Origin of the sequence: Acinetobacter sp. UBA5984 (genome assembly GCF_002429925.1) — a bacterium.
Taxonomy (GTDB): domain Bacteria; phylum Pseudomonadota; class Gammaproteobacteria; order Pseudomonadales; family Moraxellaceae; genus Acinetobacter; species Acinetobacter variabilis.
The window spans coordinates 1-23923 of the sequence record NZ_DJBE01000042.1; the positions used below are offsets into that span (position 1 = coordinate 1).

19 protein-coding genes, 1 other RNA gene and 1 pseudogene are annotated in these 23923 nt (G+C 39.5%); 8 read left to right on the forward strand and 13 right to left on the reverse strand.

Annotation, left to right across the window (positions count from 1 at the left end):
• Positions 1-59: 59 nt before the first annotated feature.
• Positions 60-761, forward strand: a pseudogene (locus tag B3J29_RS06105) (IS1 family transposase).
• A gap of 70 nt (positions 762-831) precedes the next feature.
• Here B3J29_RS06105 and codA read toward each other — a convergent pair.
• Genes codA through codB form a run of 3 tightly spaced genes read right to left on the reverse strand, consistent with a single transcriptional unit; the run spans position 832 to position 4608 of the window.
• Positions 832-2097, reverse strand: a complete 1266-nt coding sequence (codA, locus tag B3J29_RS06110) for a cytosine deaminase (RefSeq protein WP_261634944.1) — start codon at positions 2095-2097, stop codon at positions 832-834.
• 20 nt (positions 2098-2117) lie between these two features.
• Positions 2118-3329, reverse strand: a complete 1212-nt coding sequence (locus B3J29_RS06115) for a PucR family transcriptional regulator (RefSeq protein WP_179992956.1) — start codon at positions 3327-3329, stop codon at positions 2118-2120.
• 4 nt (positions 3330-3333) lie between these two features.
• Positions 3334-4608: a cytosine permease gene (gene codB, locus B3J29_RS06120; RefSeq protein ID WP_261634945.1), complete on the reverse strand. Its 1275-nt coding sequence runs from the start codon at positions 4606-4608 to the stop codon at positions 3334-3336.
• 646 nt (positions 4609-5254) lie between these two features.
• On the opposite strand from codB, the gene B3J29_RS06125 reads away from it, so the two are divergent.
• From B3J29_RS06125 to B3J29_RS06140, 4 genes are all read left to right on the forward strand, one after another.
• Entirely contained in the window at positions 5255-5428 is a 174-nt protein-coding gene (locus B3J29_RS06125) for an HAD hydrolase-like protein (RefSeq protein WP_261634946.1), read from the forward strand.
• A 515-nt stretch (positions 5429-5943) separates the two neighbouring features.
• Positions 5944-7113 carry a site-specific integrase gene (locus B3J29_RS06130; RefSeq protein ID WP_261634947.1) on the forward strand — a complete coding sequence of 390 codons (1170 nt, stop codon included), beginning with the start codon at positions 5944-5946 and terminating at the stop codon, positions 7111-7113.
• A 244-nt stretch (positions 7114-7357) separates the two neighbouring features.
• Positions 7358-9076, forward strand: a complete 1719-nt coding sequence (locus B3J29_RS06135) for a hypothetical protein (RefSeq protein WP_261634948.1) — start codon at positions 7358-7360, stop codon at positions 9074-9076.
• A complete protein-coding gene (locus B3J29_RS06140) occupies positions 9073-10821 on the forward strand; it encodes a hypothetical protein (protein ID WP_261634949.1) in 1749 nt (582 codons plus the stop codon). The genes B3J29_RS06135 and B3J29_RS06140 overlap by 4 nt, the downstream gene beginning before the upstream one ends.
• A gap of 247 nt (positions 10822-11068) precedes the next feature.
• On the opposite strand, the gene B3J29_RS06145 is transcribed toward B3J29_RS06140, so the two are convergent.
• The 6 genes from B3J29_RS06145 to ssrA form a co-directional block, all read right to left on the reverse strand.
• Positions 11069-12280, reverse strand: coding sequence for a hypothetical protein (locus tag B3J29_RS06145; RefSeq protein WP_286964609.1), 1212 nt, complete (start codon positions 12278-12280; stop codon positions 11069-11071).
• Positions 12281-12293: 13 nt separating this feature from the next.
• Positions 12294-12548: a hypothetical protein gene (locus tag B3J29_RS06150; protein WP_075175178.1), complete on the reverse strand. Its 255-nt coding sequence runs from the start codon at positions 12546-12548 to the stop codon at positions 12294-12296.
• 18 nt (positions 12549-12566) lie between these two features.
• Positions 12567-12791 carry a hypothetical protein gene (locus B3J29_RS06155; RefSeq protein ID WP_261634952.1) on the reverse strand — a complete coding sequence of 75 codons (225 nt, stop codon included), beginning with the start codon at positions 12789-12791 and terminating at the stop codon, positions 12567-12569.
• A gap of 287 nt (positions 12792-13078) precedes the next feature.
• Positions 13079-13837: a hypothetical protein gene (locus B3J29_RS06165; protein WP_261634954.1), complete on the reverse strand. Its 759-nt coding sequence runs from the start codon at positions 13835-13837 to the stop codon at positions 13079-13081.
• Between the two features lie 4 nt (positions 13838-13841).
• The gene (locus B3J29_RS06170) at positions 13842-15074 is read right to left on the reverse strand and encodes a tyrosine-type recombinase/integrase (RefSeq protein ID WP_261634955.1); all 1233 of its coding nucleotides are present in this window, start codon (positions 15072-15074) and stop codon (positions 13842-13844) included.
• Positions 15075-15250: 176 nt separating this feature from the next.
• Positions 15251-15610, reverse strand: a transfer-messenger RNA (tmRNA) gene (ssrA, locus tag B3J29_RS06175).
• Between the two features lie 130 nt (positions 15611-15740).
• Here ssrA and glpK point away from each other — a divergent pair.
• Complete coding sequence (gene glpK / locus B3J29_RS06180; protein WP_261634956.1) at positions 15741-17225, forward strand: glycerol kinase GlpK; 1485 nt, start codon at positions 15741-15743, stop codon at positions 17223-17225.
• A gap of 50 nt (positions 17226-17275) precedes the next feature.
• Here the strand turns inward: glpK and B3J29_RS06185 are convergent, their stop codons facing one another.
• The 3 genes from B3J29_RS06185 to B3J29_RS06195 form a co-directional block, all read right to left on the reverse strand.
• A complete protein-coding gene (locus B3J29_RS06185; RefSeq protein ID WP_261634957.1) occupies positions 17276-18802 on the reverse strand; it encodes a DHA2 family efflux MFS transporter permease subunit in 1527 nt (508 codons plus the stop codon).
• A 6-nt stretch (positions 18803-18808) separates the two neighbouring features.
• Positions 18809-19954 carry an HlyD family efflux transporter periplasmic adaptor subunit gene (locus tag B3J29_RS06190; RefSeq protein WP_261634958.1) on the reverse strand — a complete coding sequence of 382 codons (1146 nt, stop codon included), beginning with the start codon at positions 19952-19954 and terminating at the stop codon, positions 18809-18811.
• A gap of 266 nt (positions 19955-20220) precedes the next feature.
• Positions 20221-20718 carry a thioesterase family protein gene (locus tag B3J29_RS06195; RefSeq protein WP_261634959.1) on the reverse strand — a complete coding sequence of 166 codons (498 nt, stop codon included), beginning with the start codon at positions 20716-20718 and terminating at the stop codon, positions 20221-20223.
• A 105-nt stretch (positions 20719-20823) separates the two neighbouring features.
• Between B3J29_RS06195 and hemB the strand changes: the two genes are divergently transcribed.
• Both hemB and thiO read left to right on the forward strand, forming a co-directional pair.
• Positions 20824-21837, forward strand: coding sequence for a porphobilinogen synthase (gene hemB / locus B3J29_RS06200; protein WP_261634960.1), 1014 nt, complete (start codon positions 20824-20826; stop codon positions 21835-21837).
• 20 nt (positions 21838-21857) lie between these two features.
• Positions 21858-22979: a glycine oxidase ThiO gene (thiO, locus tag B3J29_RS06205; RefSeq protein WP_261634961.1), complete on the forward strand. Its 1122-nt coding sequence runs from the start codon at positions 21858-21860 to the stop codon at positions 22977-22979.
• Here the strand turns inward: thiO and B3J29_RS06210 are convergent.
• A complete protein-coding gene (locus B3J29_RS06210; protein ID WP_261634962.1) occupies positions 22968-23873 on the reverse strand; it encodes a TIGR01777 family oxidoreductase in 906 nt (301 codons plus the stop codon). The two genes, thiO and B3J29_RS06210, sit on opposite strands and share 12 nt — an antisense overlap.
• Between the last annotated feature and the right edge of the window lie 50 nt (positions 23874-23923).

Here is a 23923-nt window from a genome sequence, read left to right on the forward strand (position 1 = left end):
GGTGGTGTATCAAAAAGTATGCTAAAAAAAAGCAGGTTGAATTTTGATAAAATAGAGAAATGCAAATAACTCTAGAAATCAAATGTCCAACCTGCCTCAGTGACAGTATAAAGAAAAATGGCATCAAAGTAGATGGGAAACAAAACTACCAATGCAAAGACTGCAAACGTCAGTTTATTGGTGACCATGCTCTGAGCTATCTAGGATGTAATTCTGGCATTACTCGTAAAATATTACAGTGAATGGTCAGAGGCAGCGGTATACGAGATATCGCTAAAGTTGAGCGCATTAGTATCGGTAAAGTCTTACGGACTTTAACTGAATCGGCCTATCAAATTCAGCCTAAACAAAGTCATTATGAATCTCTCGAAGTAGATGAATTCTGGACTTTTGTTGGAAATAAAAATAATAAACAATGGCTTATTTACGCCTACCATCGAGAAACAGGTGAGATTGTTGCTTATGTTTGGGGTAAGAGAGATTTAGCTACAGTCCAAAGGTTGAAGACAAAGCTTAAACAATTAGGTATTCACTACACCCGAATTGCAAGTGATCATTGGGACAGTTTCATCACTGCTTTTAAAAACTGCAAGCAAAGTATTGGTAAGTTATTTACTGTAGGAATTGAAGGTAATAATTGCAAAATAAGGCATCGAATAAGGCGTGGTTTTAGAAGAAGTTGTAATTTCTCCAAAAAGCTTGAAAACCATTTTAAAGCCTTCGACTTAACCTTCTTTTACATCAATAATGGCTTCATTTAATGTCAGCATACTTTTTAAAACACCACCAAAAACCGATGTATAAACATCGGTTTTTTAATTTTTTACTTAGTTATGCAGGCGTAGCTAGATTTCCGACTTTAAGTAAGCTCACTTGCTCTTGTTGTCTTTGCATAATAATTTTACCATTACACACACTTAAAATAGCTTTTACTTGATTAGCAACAACTTCATAATCATTTTTAGCCGGCATAATTATAAAACTGGCAGGACGTCCGACCTCAATCCCGTATTGATCCCCTAAACATAAAGTCTTGGCTGAATTATCTGAAACAAAATCCAAGCAACGTTGTAAGTCTTCGTAACCCAGCATATGACAGATATGTAAGCCAGCATCCAGAATACGAATAATATTACCGTTTCCTACTGGATACCAAGGATCACGAATTGAATCCTGAGCAAAACAAATATTCATGCCTGCACGGTCAATTTCTGGTACACGGGTCAAACCTCGGCGCTTTGGATAGCTATCAAATCTTCCTTGCAAATGAATACTTTCTGTAGGGCACGAAATAAAGTTAATTTTAGAACGTTTTAGTAAGCGGAATAACTTGTAACAATAGGCATTGTCATAAGATCCCATGGCTGTAGTATGGCTAGCTGTTACACGTTCCCCCATACCTCGTACATGTGCTTCATCTGCCAAAACTTCCAAAAAGCGAGATGCTGGATCATCAATCTCATCACAGTGTACATCCACCAGACAGTTATATTTTTCAGCTAAATCCATCAAGAAATGAACTGAACTTACACCTTTTTCACGGGTATATTCAAAATGTGGAATGCCACCAACTACATCAGCACCAAGCTTTACGGCTTCCTCCATTAAAGCACGACCATTTTTAAATGACTCAATACCTTCTTGTGGAAATGCTACAATCTGCAAATTCACTTTATCTTTGATTTCTTCTTTAACTTCAAGCATAGCTCGCATTGCAGTTAAGCTTGGATCAGTGACATCGACATGTGTACGCACATGTTGAATACCATGCTCAATGAGCATATCTAGCGTTTTTAAAGCACGTAGTTTAGTATCTTCAAAAGTGATCGTGGCTTTACGTTGCCCCCAACGTTCAATCCCTTCAAAGAGTGTACCTGACATATTCCACTCAGGCTCACCCGCAGTGAGTACAGCATCTAAATGAATGTGTGGATCAACTAAAGGAGCCATAACTAATTGTTGTTGTGCATCGATAGTATCTACATCAACTGTTTGAATGAGACTAGCCTGTTTTTCAATGGCTTCAAAGATGCCATTGTTGTAAGTAATACTAAATAGCCCTTCTTGTTGACGTAAAACTGCATTGATAATTTTCATGTTGGTTCCTTTTAAAATAATTAATGACTCATGTGCCAGATCAGTAATGCCATTGAAGCATTTAGACGGAAATTTGCCTCAGTTAAGACCTGATTTGTCAGTGATTCAATTTTTTGAATCCGTTGGTTTAAGGTGTTTCTATGGATACCAAGTCGTTTGGCTGTATCATTTAAGTTGCCATTTTCTTTAAGCCAGGCATCTAACGTTTCGAGTAGTACAAATGGATGCTTTTTATCGCTAATGAGAATACCCAAGGTTTCATGCATGAATTGCTGCAATACGCTTTTGTTCGGAATCGCTTTTAAAAGTTTTAGCACCCCCAAATCACGATATTGGCAAATACTATTTTTCATCTGCATTTCAAAAGCAATTTCCTGAGCTTGGGATGCTTCCCAAAATCCTCGTTGAAATGCCACTGCAGAATTCACTTCATTTGATAACCCTGCAAAGACCTTAAGGTTATTATCAAGTTGACTCATTTGATCGATCACTTCTATGAGTGATTTTTTCCACGCATCGATATCATGATCATCAAGGTTGAGTACCAAACTAAACTGATCCCCCTGACGGATGACTGGAATTTTCTGCTTCCACTGTTTGGACCATTTTTCCAAGGCTTCATAACACTGTTGTTTAATTCTGAAAAAATGATTTTCATGCACAGCATCAGTATCGGTATGAAACAAGGCATGAATATTGTGTAAGCGCAGTACTGTAATCACATGACGTCCAAGTAAGTTAATTTTTAACTGTTTGGCACGAAGTTGAATTGTCTCTACCGATGGAAAATCCCCTGTCAGTAATTGAGAGATTACATCTTCACTCGATTTTTTGACTTGAGAAAACTGAACTAGCTGTGTACCAATCGCATGCGTAACTTCAACCATCTTCAAACTGTAAGGTTGCTCAATTAACGGTAAACCAAGCTCATTTGCGCGTGAAATAAGTTTAGGTGGAATTTCATGGATATATTCCTGACCTGTCATAATGACAAGCGCAGCTACATTTCGTTCATATGCCTGTTCAAGTAAACCTAAGAGATTATTTTCATCACGGGTATAGTTGATTCCCGTAACAAATACAATCTCTCCACCCTCAATCCATTCAGCGATTCCTTCATTTTCTGCTACATAGAACCAGCGGACAGGCCGATGAATATTTTCTGTTCCACCACATAATTTTAGTGGGTAAAGTGAAGGTAGATTAAGGATATCTTGAACGGTCATATTCATCGCATTACTCCACTGCATCTACTATATTTAAGACAGATGATTCCTGACGTAATGGGAATAAATAATTCAACACACTATAAGTGGTACATGCCACCACAATACCCACAATAGGTGCAATCCATGGTGATACATAGGCAACAATTGCGCCTGTGAAATAAGCAATTAAACCAATCCAGTTAAAATTAGGAATATTTGCTTCAGCTAATAATGGATATTTTCCTTTATGACGAATCCAGTAATCCGCCATGATCACACCACCAAGTGGAGGAATAATTGCGCCAAGGAGTAATAAGAACGGAATCAATAGCTCATACATACCAGCAGCAGCTAAAATGATCCCCGCAACAGCAGCTACAAGCACCATGGTTTTACGGCGTTCACTTCTTACCATATGGCAAGCAGCAGTTGAAACACTATAGATTGCTGGGCCTTGGATCGTCCATAAGTTCAGGCAAAGCATCACTACTGCAGCAATAGATAACCCTTGTAAGACTAAGACCTCTACAATATCGGGTTGTTGATAAACGATTGCCATCCAAGCGCCTGCTAGGACCATTAGACCATTACCAATTACAAAGCTCACTAGACATGCCCAAATCGCGATTTTTCCGCTCTTAGACATGCGCGTCCAATTGGTAATTTGTGTTGCACCACTAGCAAAGGTACCAAATACCATGGTAATGGCTGTTGCCAATGTGAGTGTTTCTGTCGGTTGAACACTAGTTAAACCAGTCCATCCACCAATTTCTTTGGTCGCCAAGACAATAGAAGTAACGAGCAAAATAAACATTAAAGGAATCGATACACGGGATAGATATTCAAGTCCTTTAAAGCCAACAATTGCTGTAATGGAAAAACCGAGTCCAAATAGCACCATCAAAGGAATGAGTAAACTGTCAGAAAATCCTAATATTTTTCCAAGTGAAATCGCCAGAGTTGCTGTTCCCCAAGCAAACCAGCCTAATTCAGCAAAACCTAAAATAAAGTCTGATAATTTACTGCCCCAGTTGCCAAAGCAGAAACGTCCCATTAGAACTGTATTTAAGCCACTACGTGCAGAAATAAATCCCAAGGTCGCGGCATAAGTTCCTAATAGCAAGTTGCCTATGGCTACAATCCACAAAATATCAGTGAACTCAAAAGCCACCCCAATTTTTCCACCAGCGAACATAGTTCCTGTGAAAAAAGTAAAACTAAATAACACTAAGGCTATTGGGAAAAAGCCTTTACGTTGTGAAAGTGGTGTTTCTGTTAAAGGCGACTCTGCATGCGCGCTCATATTCAACACTCCTACTATTCAATTAAAATTTTTGAGCGCTGTATTGCAAGAGCTATGCCAATTTTTTAACATTTAAATTTATTTAGGTTAAATTGTTAAATGTGGGCAATTTGCACATATTTTTACTTTTCATGCAGAGTAAATGGGTAAAATACTGTGCTTTAATAACATTCAGTGATTTTATTTTGTGCATTTTAGAAACTGTAAATATTACAGAACATGCTGATATTAACGGACAGATAAGGAGACTATTACAAATGTAAAATTTCGGGTTGTTTTTCTATTTTTGTTTGATCTTACTCATTTCGACGCTCTTGTATGTCAGATGTCATTTTTCTCTTTCTTGAACGCTTTTTTCTTGGCAGTAAATGGATTTTTTGCACAAAGATGTGAAAACTTGTCCCCCATTTTCATAGCAAAAATTTCACTTATTTATTAATACATAGTTTTTAAATAGTTTGAAGAAAAAGCATATGCATGCTTTTGAAGATTCAATTCCAACGCTCATTGAACTTAAAAATCTAGGATACAAATTGGCGATCTGCTCCAATGCAGCGACACCTTATGGTGAAAGAGCACAAGCATACTTCCGCTTTTAGATGCCTATGCATGGAGTTTCAAGGTAGGCACCTATAAGCCTGATTCGATGATATATCAATACTTTTTAAATCAATTGCAATGCCACCCCAATGAAGTTCTGTTCATTGGTGATACTCAAATTGCTGATGTGGATGGGCCTCAAAATTTAGGAATGTCTGCACAAATTATTGATCGTAAAAGTGGTGAAAAGCTTGCCAACGTTCTCAGGGCGTTTATTTAAAAAATTAAAAAAAGTAAGTCATTTTTAAATTTTTTAAGCTGATTCAATAGATACCAAATATGGTACTTAACTCATGATATTGAGGATTTAAGTACCAAATTTTGTACCTAACAAATGGGATTAAATCATTAATTCAGTAAGCATAAATATGATTTTTTTATTTCATAATTTTTTTGAATAACCATTTTTTTGAAGTTTTAAACGAAACGAGTTTTTAAAAAATGTCATGTACTAAGTTTTCCACATGACGATTTATGACTAGGGAAATTTATGCCTAGCCGTGAATAATTTTTAGATCAGCTCAATTGGCTAAGTAATTTTATGCAAAACGAAATTTTAGATGTTCTTTTAGAACTAGGGCTTACAGCTATCGATTGGGTAGATTCTTCAGTGTTCTCAAAGCTTACAGGCATTGAAGAACAAAAACTGACACATCGGCGAAAAAATTGGCCACAAGATTTAGTTTGGACAAAACAAGATGGAAATATTTACTACTCACTTAGAGGTTATAACCAATGGTTGACAGAACAAACTCAAAAACGTTACCAACCGGCGTTAGAATTAGGGAGAATGCACTCGAAATCAACTTCACCTCTAAAAAGCAGCGCTACTACATTACACTCCCACACCCGCCGACTGCGGAAGGTATCCGTACAGCCGCTAAAATTAGAAGTGACTTCATAAATAAAGCCAAATGGGGGATTTTAACTGAGAATGATATAGCACAAGCAAAAGGCCTTGATGTTACAGAAACTGAATCAATGGATGGTCAGCAAGTCTTATTTCAAGATGTTGCACAAAAATTTTTAAAGTTTTCGATTGCCAATAAAGATTCAAAAAATGGCTATCGCAAAATTTTAGAATGTCATTGGATGCCTTATTTTGCATTAACACCAATAGCCAATATCACGACTGAAGATATTGAGGAAGTCATTATCGATCGTAATTTTCAAACAGCGAAAACATTTAATAATTGCGCCACGCCTTTACGTGGAGTTTTCGAGTTGGCTGTTAAGCATAATCAGATTTCTGTAAACCCTATGAATAAAATTAAGAATCGTAAGGTTCAGGTGGAAACACCTGACCCCTTCACACGTAAGGAGATGGAAGCCTTACTAGCTTGGCTCGACAAAAGCTTACATGATGAGGACAAATTTTATCGGTGGTATTTTGAGTTTGCCTTCTGGACAGGCTGTAGACCTTCCGAAATGATTGCTCTTAGAGAAAGTGATATCGATTGGTTCAATGGCACATTCAAAGTTAACAAAAGCCGTGTACGTGGTTTAGAAAAAAAGGTGACAAAAACACATACGTCTCGAGAAGTATATCTGAATGAACGATCAACTCTGGCTTTGAAAGCTTTGCTTCAATTTAAAAAGGATCAAGGCTACCAAACAGACTATGTGATGCTATGTCCCAAGACTAAGGAACCCTTCTTTAATGAAAAACCACCTAGAGAGCGTCTTGTAGAAGCGATGAAAGCGTGTTCTATACGTCACCGCCCTGCATACAATGCAAGGCATACTTATGCGACGATGTTGCTGATGGATGGCGTCAATCCAATGTTTGTAGCCGATCAACTTAGACATGGCCTACAAATGCTGATCAAACGCTATACAAAATGGTTGCATGGGGATAAAAATAAGCAAGAAATTTCGAAACTTAGCGTAACTCGTACAGCCTAAATACGTCGAAATCAAAAGCTCTTGCAATGAAAAATGTGGCAAATGTGTGGCAATAAAAAGATGGCGTCAATTGAACTTACATTTTAAGTTTTTGATTAATATAAATAAATTAATTTAATAAAAATCATATGATACATATTGTGATACAAATCAAGTTTTATAAGACTGAATAATTTCTATTCGATAAGCAAATTATTTTATGCTAAAAATAAAGAATCTTTAAATTTAAACATCTTATAAATATATGAACTTAGAACAAGAAATCATAGATTACCTTAAAGACCATACTGTTTTAGAAGCCGTAGATGAGTTTGCTAGTAAAAATTATGGGGATGTTGAAGTAACTAATGCTTTTGTAAATCTACATAACTCTTCTAAGATTGATCTTTTTAAAGAGTTTTTTAATCTCAAAAATAATAAAGGTTTTAGATTTTTTAGTAGTCGTCATCTTTTGGAGGAAGCATTGCCAAATTTAGAAGTACAAAACATTGGTCAAATGTTAGTTACATTAGATAAGCTGATACAAGAAGCTGGAAATGATATGGCGGCAGGTACACCAGTATCCTCATTTGGAAAGCTTCTAGAAACCAACTTTGAATTTGCCAAGAACGTTTTAAATCATTTAAAGTCACATGATTACTCGACCAACTTTTTAACAAAAACGCTTATATCTATATCCTTTGCAGATTTAGAGTTTGCAATTGATCAATCAGAAGAAATCATCCAAGAGAAATTACCTACCAAAGTTGGTTATGCCATTTTAGCTCTAGGACAAATGAATTATAAAGATAATGATCACTTATGCACTAAGGTGATTAAACTTATTTGTTCGTACCCACATCAAGATGAAGATCATCATACACAAGCTTTAATAATTAAATCGCTTTTGGAAATCTCAAAAAATCAACTTAATTCTTATCAAGAAATTGAACAAAAAATTACCTCAATAATCAAGGGTAACTCTTATGAAGTGAGTTCAATCCATACTTGTATGACTCAACTCTTTTGTGATCATAAAGCTTTGCCAACTGAGATAAAAACTCTACTTTTGGAGATGATTCCATATATTGATTCTTCTGCAAATGGAACTATTCATTATCTCGACTTAGCAATCCCTTATCTCTACGAAGAATCAGAAACAAAAATTATCCAATTGCTAGAAAGTCTTTTTATTCGATCTGATTTTAAAATAGATATTTCACAATTCCCTTCATTGAGAAGCTATCTTTATGACAATTTAGATAAATTATCCTCTTTAATAACACGCTGGTTCCTTTCTAAATCGATTCCATTAAATAGGTATGCATCTGATCTTATAGATAGCAATGAAGTTGAATTAGCTTTTGATATGGCACAACTTACTGAAGCATCCTCTACAGCTCATCTATTTTTAGCCAAAAAAGCATGTGGCTGGTATTTTATGAATCCAACTGTAGCCATCTCTTTGATTCATTCTGTATACAAATCTTGTCCTATAGAGCAAGCCGAAGATATACAAGAAATTATTTTCAATCCTTTAATGATTAGCTACCCTCGAAAAGTTACTGAATTCCTGAATAAACATAAGGACGGATTAGAGCAAGATAAACTTGAAATTATCGAAAATTTATTAAAAAAATTAGAAGATTATCATGATGCTCTTAGAGCTAGTAACAACATTAAAGAGTTAAGAGTTGGGCAAACAGAGGACTTTACATACCGAAGACACCAACAACAAATGATGAATAAAGCATATGCAGAATCTAGAAAAAATTCTTTATTTGGATCTTTGTTTACCGAGAATACTCTTTTATATGGAAAGAATACTGCTTTCATTATCCAAACTGGAGAAGGAAGCCAACGACAGACTATGCCATTACATTCTTTTAGCCATAGTATAGATTTTCCTTCAATGGAAATTTTAGATTCTACCTCATTACATTACGCATTAATCAAATTCAAATTAGAAGGGGCTAGCAAGTGAAATTAATTATTAAAGAATATCTAGCTAGCCTTAAAGAACGAAATGAGCTTGATGCTCTGTTACCAACTCTTCTATCTCAAATGGGGCTTACTATTCTATCCGAGCCTAGTATTGGCAACCGTCAATTTGGAGTTGATATTTCGGCTGTAGGTTCAATTAATAATGAGCCTGAAGCCATCTACTTATTTTCTATCAAAGCGGGAAATTTAGGACGACAAGATTGGAATAGTGGAAATGCCCAAGATTTAAGACCGTCTCTAGATGAAATTTTAGATGTTTATATCCCTACTCATTTACCAAGTGAGTATAAAGATCTTCCAATTATCATCTGTCTTACTTTTGGAGGAGACTTAAAGCAAGAAATTGAAATAAATTTAAGTCAATATACCCAAGCCAAAGAAACAGATCAGATTAAGTTTGCTGTTTGGAATGGTGACCGTATTTCTGGGTATCTAGAAAAATACCTTATTAATGAACAATTATTTTTACAAGATGATTTAAAGTCTTTATTGCGAAAATCATTAGCTATGGTTGATCAACCTGAAATAAGTTTTCAACATTTTTCGAGATTAATCCAAAAGTTATTCCAAGACTTACAAAGTCAATCCATTAAAAATCAATTAACTACTCTACGTCAAAGTTATCTAGCACTAGGCATACTCAATTCATGGTGTTTATCTGAAAATAATATTGAAAGTTCTTACCTGTCAGCAGAAAGATTAATTTTACATAGTTGGCAAGTTGTAAAATCATTCGCATCTAAAAATACTGCTGATGCTAGAAAAATAAAGAATATTTTTAAATCCTTAACTCTACTCTATCTATCTATTTCAGATTCTTATTATCAGAGACTTTTACCTCATTTTTCATCTCTACATGCTATTTCCAATGCGGTACATGGAAACTGTGATGTTGATATCAATCTACGATTATTTGATGTCATCGGAAGGATTTCTCTCTTTGGTATATGGGTCGATTGGGCTTTTGATAGAATGTATCGCAACTCAGCCGATCAAAATATTATTGAAGATGCATCTAGAACTCATGGAGAAATCAGCGAAGCTCTTAAAAAGTTGATCATGAATAATCCATTGCTTTTCCATCCGTATAAAGATGATCAAGCTATTGATATAGGATTAACAGCCTTTTACTGGTTAAAGAACAACGAAAATGATGGAGATCTAGAAGGATGGCTATCAGGAATTACACGAACCATACTTGGAGCATTCACACATAACAAAAGATACCCTTCCAACATACATGACTATTTAGAATTAGTTTTGCATCCTATCGATGATTCTCAAGAGTATAGAGAAAGTGTCACAAAAGGTTCCATCCTTTATCCGCTATTAGGTTTCTTTGCCGAAGTATTTAAAAATTCCGAAATGCATTTGGATATTAAAAAAATCACGACTGAATTTATCCCTAAATGTACCCTACAAATTTGGCATCCTGATGCGGACACCGAAACTCATTTATATTCCAACAGCGATACCCACGGTCTAGGAATCACAGGTATATCGAATGAGACAAGAGAAACTCCATTTAATCAAATCAAAGAGAATTGCTCACTAGATAAATACATCCTTGAACTATCAGCGGTGAAATGTGATCACTTTCCTATTATTTTGACTGCTTGTAGACATTATCGACTACCAATTCCATATCATTTTTATTTTCAACTACTAGGAGTTGACATCTATAAAGATGAGACTAAAGATCAAGAAACTGAACATGAAGTATAAGAGAACTATTTTTGCACCAATTTTTTTAAATGGTATATACACGATACTTTAATGTTTTTCTAAGACTTCGCTCTTTTTGATTCCACTTTAGGGTAAGTTTAGGTTAAGCAATTGTTAAGTAGTCAGTGTCTAATATCCCAATAAAGTATATATAAGTTATTAGGCAGACTCATTTCATATAAAACGCCGTGAACCTTACTATTAAAGGCTACGGCGTTTTTGTAGCTATAAATCAACTACAGCAATTTTACGAGTAATGCCTAAAGTTTTTAGCCAAATTACAAACTGCATTCACCACCAATCTATTCAGTTCGGCATTCATTTCTATATCAGGAGTCAACGTTCTCAAATTCCGATGTGAATCCAAATATGGTTCTTTCTCCATCCCATAGGCATCAATTTTGTTCATATAGACACACACTTGGTGACTCGATGCTTCTGCTTTTAGATGTGTAAATCGAAGCCCTTTAAAGCTATCCAACAACAATTGTCTGATGTTTGAAAATGAGTTATTCAAGCGTTTCAGTATGGACTCTTTAATATTCTTCTCCGCACGAATTCGCCATTCACTCTCTTTCAACGGCGTACAATTTTGATCCGTCTGCTTTTGGTATATATGCCAATACTCATCAGCTAATCTATGATTGATTCCGATATTAAAACCATCTTTTAACTTTCTATGGAGCGCAATTGGATTAACAGGAATAGGGATAAATACGCCTGTTTGCGTTTTAAAGACCCTTAAATTATTTGTAGTACTAGGAAGTCTCAAGGACTTTAAAAGCGCCGTAGCAAGCCCTAGATGCTTGTATCCGTAGAAGTCTAAAGCGACCTCTAACTCTACAATTTTCATACTGTGATGAAGTAACCCAAAATGATCTAAACATCTCAGACGTTCATTTAACAGCTTAAGCGAATTCATGTCGTGCAAACGAATCACATAGCCATTCAAGCTTTCTGTAATGTAATGTCTAATCCCTGTTTTCTCAGTTAAAAACTTTTTAATATCGTGTCGAGTACATGGTTTTGTAATTTCAAAATAAAGATCTAAAAAATCCACTCTCGCTCTGATTTTAATATTCATGGCTTTAAAATCGTAGCTATTAATATTGGAATAGATCTTTGTTTCTAACTCATCAGCATGTTTAGCATTTTCTGCATATCGTTGCTCTAATGCTCTCCATGTATCGAATGACACCACCTCCCCCACATGAAAACTAAATCCACTCTCCCGACACGACTCTTCACATCGGTCAGACCTTGCTTTTAATAAATTCAGCTCAAACCGAATTTCATTTAACTTGGTATAAAAATCCGTAGCGGTAAGTTTCTCTTCATCAATTTGATACAACCGATTCATCAAAGCTTGATAGTCATCACCAACTTTTAAATTCAACATAATGCACAACCTATTTTTTGGATAAAAAAAACGGTTCAATCCATTGAACCGTTTCGCCATCAATATTCCTTAATTAATCAATTAAAGAACTCTCAAGCCTTTTAATTTCCGCATCCACATCCTCGTTTAACTTATCTAACAGACGATTAAATGACTCACTATCTTTAAGAGATCCCGTCATTAATTCATCAAAGTTCGGCTCAGGAATTAAGTGCTCTAACTCCTCCCAATTAATTTCCAAATTAAGATCTTGCCAATGATCCGATGCTTTAACTTTTTCAAGTACAGTCAAAGCAACTTTGGTAGCTACGTTTTTTTCCATGTCCATGATGATCTCCTTAAGGACTTAGTGTTTTGTATGAGTAGTTGACGCCCGAATGAAGGCATCAAGTGTTAATTGGGTATAAGCAACTTTGATATTTCTTAGCTCAAATCGAAGTTTGTAAACTTCTTTTGAAGTCCGATTATTTGCCAAAAATGAATACCACTGTTTCTCAGTTTTAAAAGGCAACTTTTCGGCTAAATACTCTGAAGCTTGTGATCTTGTGAACCATGTCATTTGACCAATCATACTTGCCCCTTTCTTTTATTGTGCCATGCCACTAATTCGTCATAGCTAAAGAAAACTGGAGCTTGTCTCGATTCGCCGTATTTGATCGGCTTGGGAAATAAAGGATCTCTACGAGCAAGTAGTCGCAATGTATCTCTCGATATATCTAACATTTGACATGCTTTCGAATAGGAGATTTGGAGGGGATTCATTTGTTAACTCTCACCTTACTTGATGTGAGAATTCTGAAATATTTTTTTAATCAAGGAAATTTAGTTGCGTGGGAAGTTCCCACGCAATGCCACGTATTATTTTACTTTAGAAAAAAGTTTATCTAACTCTTTCCATTTTCTAATTGTGTCTTCGTTTGGAATAGTAATATGACCTTTGATTCCTAATTGAGATTTATTCTTTTGTATTTTTCCCAACTTCTTAGTTAAGTGAATTTGTATATTCATTCCTAATTCTTTCTTGGTTATAGAAGGATTTTTCTTAATTTCCTTACGTGCAATCCACAAACCAATATCTTTAATCGTTCTTGCTTTTTTAGTATGGCTTACGATTCCTTTAATGTTAGGTTTTCTTAGTGGTGAAGGAATATTTTTAATTTGCTGTAAATCAAAGAGTAATTCTAAAACACTAAGATCTAATCCCAAATTAGTACTATTCAAGACTTCAGCTAATTCAATCGGATTTCCTGAAAAATCATCATTATAAGGTTCATCTAGTAATACATATTCAAAAGTTTCCTTTGGATAGCTTTTCACTGATGTGACCTGAATTTTTCCTTTTATATTCTGAAAACAATTCAGAAGTTCATTGAGATTAATTGAATCAGTGTCTACTTTGTAAATCTTTTGATCATCGTACTCAATTCCTAATACAAAATATTCATCATCGTCACCTAACTGACTGACTTGCAAAAATTGATTTTTATACTTTGAATTAAGCTTAATTAAAACATCTAAATATCCATTGCTAATATAGTGCAGGATAGTGAATTCATTTGAAGTTTGCTTTGTAGCTTTACCTATTTCCGTTATTGCATCCAAAAAGTTTACTAACACTTTTTTAACCTACTTTCTTGCTAAACTGAATCACTTTTATATCCGCCAACTCTTCAAGATAGTCGGCATACCATTGCATCAAACGTGCACGATCTTCTAAATATTGTGCTTTGTTATATACGCCTGCTACGCCATCTTTGACGTGAGCAAGTGCAGATTCAATATGGCGCTCATCAAAGCCTTTATTGTTTAAGATCGTACTGGCAATATGTCTAAATCCGTGTGGTGTCTGACGTCCCTCATACCCAAGACGGCGCAAAGCCATAATAAAGACCGTATCCGATTTAGGCTTATTTTTATTTGATCTACTCGGAAATAGGTAATCTGACTCTGGATGAATGCTTTTAAGTTCTAGAAGCAATTTAACGGCTTGCTTTGATAATGGAATAGTATGTTCACGGCGCTTCTTCATACGAAAGTCAGGAATAGTCCAAAGCGCGTTTTCTAAATCAAATTCTTCCCACTTCGCTTCACGCAATTCACTTGGTCTAGTAAATAACAAGGTAAGCAATTGCAATCCAATTCGACTATCTAACGTAGGATAATTATTTATTGCTCGAAGAAGTGCTGGCAATTCATTTTCCGACACATGAGCCATATTTTCTTTTTTACCTTGAATAAGGTATTTCTGCATTCCTTCTAATGGATTGTAATCAATGCGCCCTGTAACCTTTGCATAGTCATAAATATCACGACACATTGCACACATACGCTTAACTTGCTCATAAATCTTTTGTTCAAGCTGAATGCGCTTTAGATGCTCCATCCATTCAATGGGTCGGATAGAAACAAATAAGCGTTTACCGAACATTGGGAAGATATGCTTTTCTAATGCACCTTTGTTACGTGTCATGGTATCGGCTACCCATTGCGTCTGCTTGGTATCAAGCCACTCACGAGCTAAAGCTTCAAAAGTAGCATTATTGGTTTCAAGCTCTTTTATCTTTCGCTCTTGTTTGCTCACAATAGGATTTTCGCCGTTGCCGATGTCATTCAATAATTCTTGAGCTTTCTTTCGAGCAAGCTTGCCTTTAATCGCAGGATAACCACCTAAGCCAACCCAAGACCACTTCCCATCAGGCTTTTTATATCTTAATTGCCAAGACTTGTTTCCATTCTTCTGTACAAAGAAATACAGCCCATTGCCATCTAACTCCCGATAATCCTTATCTTCAGGTTTTAGATTTTCCAATACGGTATCTGATAAAGGGCGCTTTTTAATATCCGAACGCTTCATTGTGTATCACAGTGGTTTCAATTATTTATCAATGATACACGATGTGATACATGATACAAACTCATATACTCGGTTAAGCTCAATTATGTTTAGGCATAAAAAAAGGCTTAATTCCTTTAGAATCAAGCCTTTTAGTTCTAAAACTTGGCATGTTCCGCCATGTTTTGAAAGGTATTTGGTGGAGATGGCGGGAGTTGAACCCGCGTCCGCCAACACTACGCTCGAGAATACTACATGCTTAGATATCGTCTATTATTTTAACACCAAGAGACCCGACGAACAGGGTTCAAGGTGCGATCCTCTAGATTTGGTATAAAGCCCCGAGGCTTGACTCTATACGGACTTGTGTGCGTTCGCTTCAGTCGGGATCTCTAACCACAAGTATTCAGAGATGCGGACAAGCAGCCCTTAGGCTGCTAGAGCGTAAGTTTCGTCGTTTGCGACTATTAAAATGCAAATTTGATTTACGAGAGAAAATGCGCTCTCGGCATGCATCTATGAGTTTCATCATCGGCGTCGAAGCCAAGAACATCCCCAAAGTACAAGCTCATCATAGCATAACTGGCAAAAAATACGATGCATTTTCTACACAAATACACTTTTGAATGCGCCTAATTAGATAATTGCGCTAATATTTCATAATTCAAGTCAGCATTTAAAAAAATTATGAGCTATTTATTGGCACTCGATCAGGGAACGACATCTAGCCGTGCAATTATCTTTAATGAACACGGACAGATTCAGGCAACAGCTCAACGCGAAACTCATATCCAGACCCCACATTCCGGCTGGGTTGAGCAGGATGCACAGGAAATCTGGAGCTCGCAGATTGCAGTGGTACAACAGGCCTTAGCCACTGCCCGGATTCTGGCCAAAGATATTAAAGCCATTGGCCTGACCAATCAGCGTGAAACGACTGTGGTATGGGATCGCCGTAATGGTAGGCCTCTTGCACCAGCGATTATCTGGCAGGATCGTCGTGCAACAGACTGGTGTAATCAGCTGATTCAGCAAGGCCAGATGGATCAGGTACAACAAAAAACCGGATTACGGATTGATCCTTATTTCAGTGCCGGGAAACTGGTCTGGTTATTAGAACATGTGGATGGCTTACGTGAACTTGCAGAGCAAGGTCATGTCGCTTTTGGCACCATTGATAGCTGGCTGATCTGGAACCTGACTCAAGGGGCTGAGCATATTATTGAAACGAGTAATGCTTCCCGTACCATGTTGATGAATCTGCAGACTCAACACTGGGATGAGGAATTACTCGACCTGTTTCATATTCCAGCCTCAGTCCTACCACGAATCATCAGTTCTGATTGTCATATTGCAGATACGGCACCGGGTTTATTAGGGGCTACGATTCCCATTACCGGTATTCTGGGAGATCAGCAATCTGCCCTGTTTGGTCAGTCCTGTTTCGAACCCGGTATGGCAAAAAACACCTATGGCACCGGCTGTTTTATGTTATTTAATACCGGCCATGACATCCAGCTGAGTCAGAATAAATTGCTTTCTACCCTCGCCTGGCAAGCACAGGAACAGACCAGCTATGCCCTGGAAGGCAGCGTTTTTATGGCCGGTGCTGTGGTGCAATGGTTACGTGATGGGCTCGGCATCATTCAGAAAAGCAGTGATATTGAGAAGCTGGCCTGTAAAGTTGAAGATACTGACGGCGTGGTCTTAGTTCCTGCTTTTACCGGACTGGGTGCACCTCATTGGGATAGTGAAGCGCGTGCCCTGCTTTGTGGTATGTCACGTGGGACCAATAAAGCCCATATTGCCCGAGCTGCACTGGAGTCCATTGCTTTTCAGGTCTCCGATGTACTGACGGCCATGCAGTCCGATATTGCCCATCCTTTAAAAGAGTTACGGGTCGATGGCGGTGCCAGTTGTAATGATATGCTAATGCAGTTTCAGGCTGACCTGCTCAATGTTCCTGTCTTGCGTCCGAAGATGCTGGAATCCACAGCTTGGGGTGCCGCAGCCATGGCAGGCTTAAAATCCGGCGTATTTTCCAGCCTTAATGAAATTGCCCAGTCCTGGCAACTGGAACGTGCCTTTGAACCCAAAATGCAGTCCGATGAACGTGAAGCCCATTTAGCTAAATGGCAAAATGCCTTAAAACGGGCTAAATCAGATTTATAAGATCGAAAAAAACCGCTAAATAGTTAGCGGTTTTTTTATTTTGAAACATATTAATGTGATGGCATTCCACCCACATCCGCTTTCGGTCGTGGTGCCAACCAGACGATGAAGGCAGCAAAAATAAAGACCATCGCCAGTATTAAAAACAGGTGATTGGCAGACAGCGTTAATGCTTCTTTATCCACCAGACTGGAAATATAACCCAAGGCACTGTCCGAACTCATGCCCTGTGCCATTAAGGTATTCTGGGTTTCTTCGACATTCAGTTTACCTACCAGCTCACTGCGGGCCACTTTACTGTGATCATCCCAGATCGTGACTGCAATTGAAGCCCCGATCGCTCCAGCCATAGTTCGCAGAAAGTTCATCAAACCAGCAGCTGAAGCCATTTCCTGCGGCTGTACTGAGGCCAACGCCATATTGGAAAGTGGAATGAAGAAGAATGGCACCGCGAAACCTTGCAGAATCTGCGGCCAGGCCAATGCCATAAAATCCGCATCCGTAGTCCAGAAAGCCCGCATTAAGGTGACCACGGCAAGCAAGGTCAAACCAAAACTGGCCAAAATGCGCTGGTCATATTTGGTTGCCATCTTTGCCACAATCGGTGACATCAATAGACTGCCAAAACCCATGGTCGCGGTTAAATAACCTGCCCAAGTGGCGGTATAGCCGAGATTAATCTGCACCCATTGCGGAATAAGAACAATACTGGAAAAGAAAGCACCGAAGGCAAAGGCCAACGACAGCACAGCAAAGGTAAACCCGCGATATCGGAAAATCCGGATATCTACAATCGGATGCCGTTCGGTCAGTTCCCAAATGGTAAAGATGATTAAACCGACCACAGCAATCACTGCCAATGTGCCGATAAAGGAGCTGCTAAACCAATCATGTTCATGACCGAGATCTAGCATCAACTGTAGCGCACCAATCCAAAGAATCAGTAAGAATAAACCACCCTTATCAATCTTCAATGCATTGGTTTCAGTTTCTGCTGGCTTTAATAGCTTCAATGCAGCCAGGCCACAGAACAGTCCCACTGGTATATTGATAAAGAAAATCCAATGCCAAGACAGATTATCGCTGATGGTACCACCGAGAATTGGACCAAGAATTGGACCAACAACAGTGGTCATCGCCCACATGCCCATCGCCTGAGATTGCTTTTCAGGTGGGAAGATGCGTAGCAATAGAGTCTGACTGAGGGGCATAATCGGGCCGCCAAACAGCCCCTGCCCGATCCGGCAAAACACCAACATTTCCAGACTGGTCGAAATCCCGCACAGAATTGAAAAAATGGTAAAGCCGAGCAAGCAGACACCAAAGAGTCGAACACTACCAAAGCGACCCGCCAGCCAGCCTGTCAAAGGTACACAGATCGCTTCTGCAACTGCATAAGACGTAATGACCCAGGTGCCTTGCGAGCTGGACACTGCCAGACTACCGGTAATATGCGGCACCGAGACATTGGCAATGGTCATGTCCAGCACGACCATGAAATTAGCCAATGCCAGCACAAAGGCCGCCAGCATCAGCTTGCCGCCGGTCAGATTCCCATATGGAACATATTTATTCATCGGGAATTACTTCTTAAATTGGATTTCAGCTTCCATCGACAGACCCACACGTAGCGGATGCTCGGCCAGTTCTTTCGGATCTAGCTGAATACGGACTGGCAAACGCTGTACCACTTTGATCCAGTTGCCTGTGGCATTCTGAGCCGGGATCAAAGCAAAGGCTGAACCTGTACCGCCAGAGAAGCCAACTACGGTGCCGTGGTATTTCACCGATTTACCATACAGATCAGACGTCAGTTCAGCTTTTTGACCGACACGGACGTTTTCCAGCTGGCTTTCCTTAAAGTTGGCATCGACATAGAGCTGATCTACTGGTACGACCATCATCAGCATTGTACCTGGCGCAACACGTTGACCCACCTGAATTGAACGGCGTGAAACCACCCCATCAAAAGGTGCTTTAATTACAGTACGTTCTAAGTCTAGCTCGGCCTGTTTCAGTTTGGCTTCAGCCACGAGTACATCAGGCGTTGAGTTTTCATTCGCACCTTGAATCAAAGCTTCATTCGCCGCTAAATTGCTTTGTGCGGCTTTCTGACTGGATCTTGCTTGTGCCAGACCCGCTTCAGCAGAAGCTACGCCGGCTTTGGCCGTATCCAATGCAGATTGTGCGGTACTGAGTTCTTCTTTAGACACTGCACCGCTCGCACTGAGTTTTTCACGACGCGTATATTCATCTTGTGCTTTATGCAAGGCTGCCTGAGCTTGAGCGAGCTGAGCTTCGGCACTGCGAATTGCATCATCACTAACCCCAATTTGTGAGCTTAAAGCCCCGCTATTGGCCGCAGTCTGTTTGTACTGGCGCTTGGCTTTGGTTAGCTCTGCATGTGCCTGAGCCACTGCAATTTTGGCATCACGGTCATCGATTTTGGCCAGGATATCGCCCTGTTTGACCGCTTGTGTATCATGAACCAATACTTCAGCGACCTGACCACTCACCATAGACGTAATAGAAGCCGTTTCGGCCCCCACATAAGCATTTTCAGTACTGACCGAATTGTTCAGGAAGAATTTCCAAACCAGAAACAACACCAGTGCAATCACCATGAGGAGGGTAACAATACTCAGGGCTTTTTTACGTTTATTTTTTAAAGCTTGATCCGAAGTTGCATCTGATGCGTTTTCTGGCAGGGTGTCTTGTACATCTGTCATTGATTTTTTCCTAAATCCAACAGACTTGGTCACGCAGCCACACTGACCAGCACTGACATGAATGTATAATAGATTCATATCCCGTTTATTGATCAATGGGTAAAATGAGAAAGCCGTATTAATTTAATTTTCATGCATTCTAATAATAAAAATTAGAAAATATGCAAAAAAATATTACTCGGAAGTTTAAAAAGCTAAGCCCCTATTCCAGGAATAAGGGCTTAGTTCGGGCTCAGAGTAAGCCAGGATCGAGGAGATAAACTTAATTAATAGGCATATGAAGCAATCGCTGTAGCAATCGGCTTGTCATTATCATTGACCATGGTCATGCGCATGGTGCAACCCTTACGCCCCAAACGTAAGGTTTCTGCACGGGCAATAAAATATTTGCCACGACCGGGCGCCAGATAATCCACGCGCATATCTACCGTCGCCAGACGTGATACCTTTTTAATCGTATCGGCAATAGTTTCCGGTTCAGCTTTCTTGTACAGCTCACCCATCGCCACAATTCCGCCAATACTGTCGAGTATGGTCGCTGCAAGACCACCATGCAGAATCTGAAATGCCACATTTCCAATCATGAAATCCTGCATTTCAACATATGCTTCGATCTGACCATCGACCACCCGCATGGTCATGCCATTATGCTTAAAAAAAGGAGAGGTATTAAAAGCGTGTACCAACTGGTTTAAGACTACTTCAATATCCACTTTTGCACCTAAATGTATATTACCTGTCCAATTTCTTTCTGTCTTAGTCATAAGTCTGCCCGAAGCTACAACAATAAAAAACCGCTAATTTATGCCCAAAAAATTCAGATAGGGTTACAATAGGGGCCTAGTTTAATACTGATTACTGAGATTTTTATGACCTATACGTTCAATCGTCCCGCGTTTCCTGCAACTCGCATGCGTCGTATTCGTAAAAATGAGCATTTACGTTCTATGGTACGTGAAACCCATCTCAGTGCTGATCACTTGATTTATCCAGTATTTGTGCTTTCGGGACAAAACCAGACCCAAGACATTCCAAGTATGCCAAATGTGCAGCGTTTGTCTGCTGACTTGTTGTTAAAAAAATCAGAACGTTTGCTCGAACTAGGTGTCAATAAGCTGGCGCTGTTCCCGGTTACACCCCAAGAAGATAAAAGCCTGACCGCAGAAGCGGCTTGGCATGAAGATGGTCTGGTACAGAAGACCGTTCGTCTGCTGAAAAAAGAATTACCGGAAATGGTGCTGATCACCGACGGCGCGCTAGATCCTTATACCACGCATGGCCAAGACGGCATCATTGATGAAACCGGCTATGTCCTGAATGATGAAACGGTTGAAGCGCTGATCAAGCAGACTTTAAGCCATGCAGAAGCCGGAGCTGATATTGTCGCGCCAAGTGACATGATGGATGGCCGCATCGGTGCAATTCGTCAGGCCTTTGAACAGAATGGCCATATCTATACCTCTATTATGGCCTATTCAGCCAAATATGCATCTAGCTTCTATGGCCCATTCCGTGATGCGGTTGGTTCTGCCAGCAACCTGAAAGGCGGTAATAAATACAATTACCAAATGGATTTCGCTAACCGTGCCGAAGCATTGCATGAAATTGCACTGGATATCCAAGAAGGTGCAGATATGGTGATTGTTAAACCGGGAATGCCGTATCTGGATGTGGTTCGTGAAGTCAAAGATACCTTCGGTATACCCACCTTTATTTATCAGGTTAGTGGTGAATATGCCATGCTGGCTGCTGCAATTCAGAATGGCTGGTTATCTGATAGTGTAATTCTAGAGTCCCTGATGTGCTGCCGTCGTGCCGGCGCAGATGGTATCTGGACTTACTTCGCGGAAGAAGCGGCGCTCAAACTGAAAGACATGAAATAAAATAGAAGGACCTTGGCGCAATGCATATCGCCATTATCGGAGCAGGCATTACCGGCTTGATGTCAGCTCTGGAATTGCTTGAACAGGGATGTTCCATTACGATTTTTGATCAACAAGCGGCTGGACAGGCAGCCTCTTGGGCCGGAGGCGGCATCCTCTCCCCGATGTATCCTTGGCGTTATCCCGATGCCGTTAATGCCCTCGCCCGCCATGCCAAACCCTTGTATCAAGCCTGGAACCAGAAACTGCAACCGATTACCGGGATTGATTTCCAGATCCATGAAACCGGTATGCTGATTTTTGATGAAACGGATTTTGAAATCGGACTGCGCTATGCCGAGCAATATCAGGATCCACAGCAACATGCCGAATATCTGAATCAGCCTCAAATCCAGCAAATCAATTCCAAAGTAGATCCGAAATTTAAACAGGCGATCTATTTTCCAGAACTTTCCAATATCCGCAATCCGCGACTGTTACAGTCCATTATTGCTTACCTTAAACAGCATCCGCGTGTCACTTGGCAAGAGCATTGCAATATTAGTCAGCTAAATATCCAGCAAGATCATGTACACAGTGTTTCCACTAAAAATGGCCTGAGCTTTAAAGCAGATCAGTTCGTCATTGCCACCGGTGCATGGTCTGCACGCTGGTCTGAACAGCTCGGTCTGGACATTCCAGTTCATCCGGTTCAAGGCCAGATGTTGCTCTTTAAAACGCCAGAAAACTGGCTACCAACCATGTGCATGAACAAGGTCATGTATCTGATTCCACGTCGTGATGGTCATGTGCTGTGTGGTTCCAGCATGCGTCAGGTCGGTTTTGATACTTCGCCTTCTGCTGAAATCCGTCAGAATATTTTGGAAGCCTGTCTGGAGATGGTGCCAGAACTGGCTGATTTCCCAATTGTGAAACAGTGGGCTGGTCTACGACCAAGCTCCCCTGATGGCATTCCTTATATCGGCAAAATTCCGCATCTGAACAATCTCTGGACCAATTTTGGCCAGTTCCGTAATGGCTTATGTATGGGTGCTGCTTCTGGAAAATTCCTGTCTCAGTTAATTCTGGAACAACCGACCATTGTAGATCCACAGCCTTATAGTCCGATACAGCGCTTACAGCTGCATTCTTTAATGGTTTAAAATATCAATTAGCGCTTCTTTCAGGGTTGGATAATTAAATTCAAATCCGGCTTCCTGCAAAGCTCTGGGCTGAACGTATTGACCATTCAGAATCAGTTGTGACTGTTCACCTAGCATCATTTTCATACTACAAGCTGGTAAGGGTAATAAAGGTTTACGTTTCAGCACCTGTGCTGCGATCCGGACAAATTGCGCTTGACTGACTTTTTCAGGTGCAACCACATTAAATACCTGTTGCTGGGTCGGCTGCTGCATCAGGAATTCGATCGCCCGCATGACATCCTGTAGATGTACCCAGGTCACCGGCTGGCGCCCATGGCCAATCCGGCCAAATATATTCAGTTTAATTGGCAATAACATCTGCGGAAGAATCCCGCCCCCTTGACCGAACACCACAGCAAAGCGAACAATTTTGGTGTCCTGCCCGGTATAGGACAAGGCCAGTTTTTCCCACTTCTCACACAGTTCTGACATAAAAATGGATTGTGGTGGACTTTGTTCAGTACATACAGTATCCCAGCGTTCTTGCGGATCGATTCCGTAGTAGCCGACCGCTGAAGTCGAAATAATACGTTTAGGCTTGATCTGATTTTCTTCTAGATAGTCATATAACTGCTTGGTGGTATTTAACCGACTGTCCAGCAATTTCTTTTTCCGTGCGGCTGTCCAGCGACCCTGACCAATACTTTCACCAGCCAGATTAATCACATAGTCAATCTGATGATTTTTCAATTCTTCCAGATCATTAATCCAGTGAAAATCAGGATGCTCTTCTCGCAATTTTTTCTGCCGGGTCAGGCCGATTACCGCATAATCACGAGCCAGTAAAAATTTCACCAGATGGCTGCCAATAAAACCGCTGGCGCCTGTCATGAGGACTACAGGTTTATACATGGTTATTCTGAGCCATTATTATTGTATTGCTCAAATTATACGTCACTCAT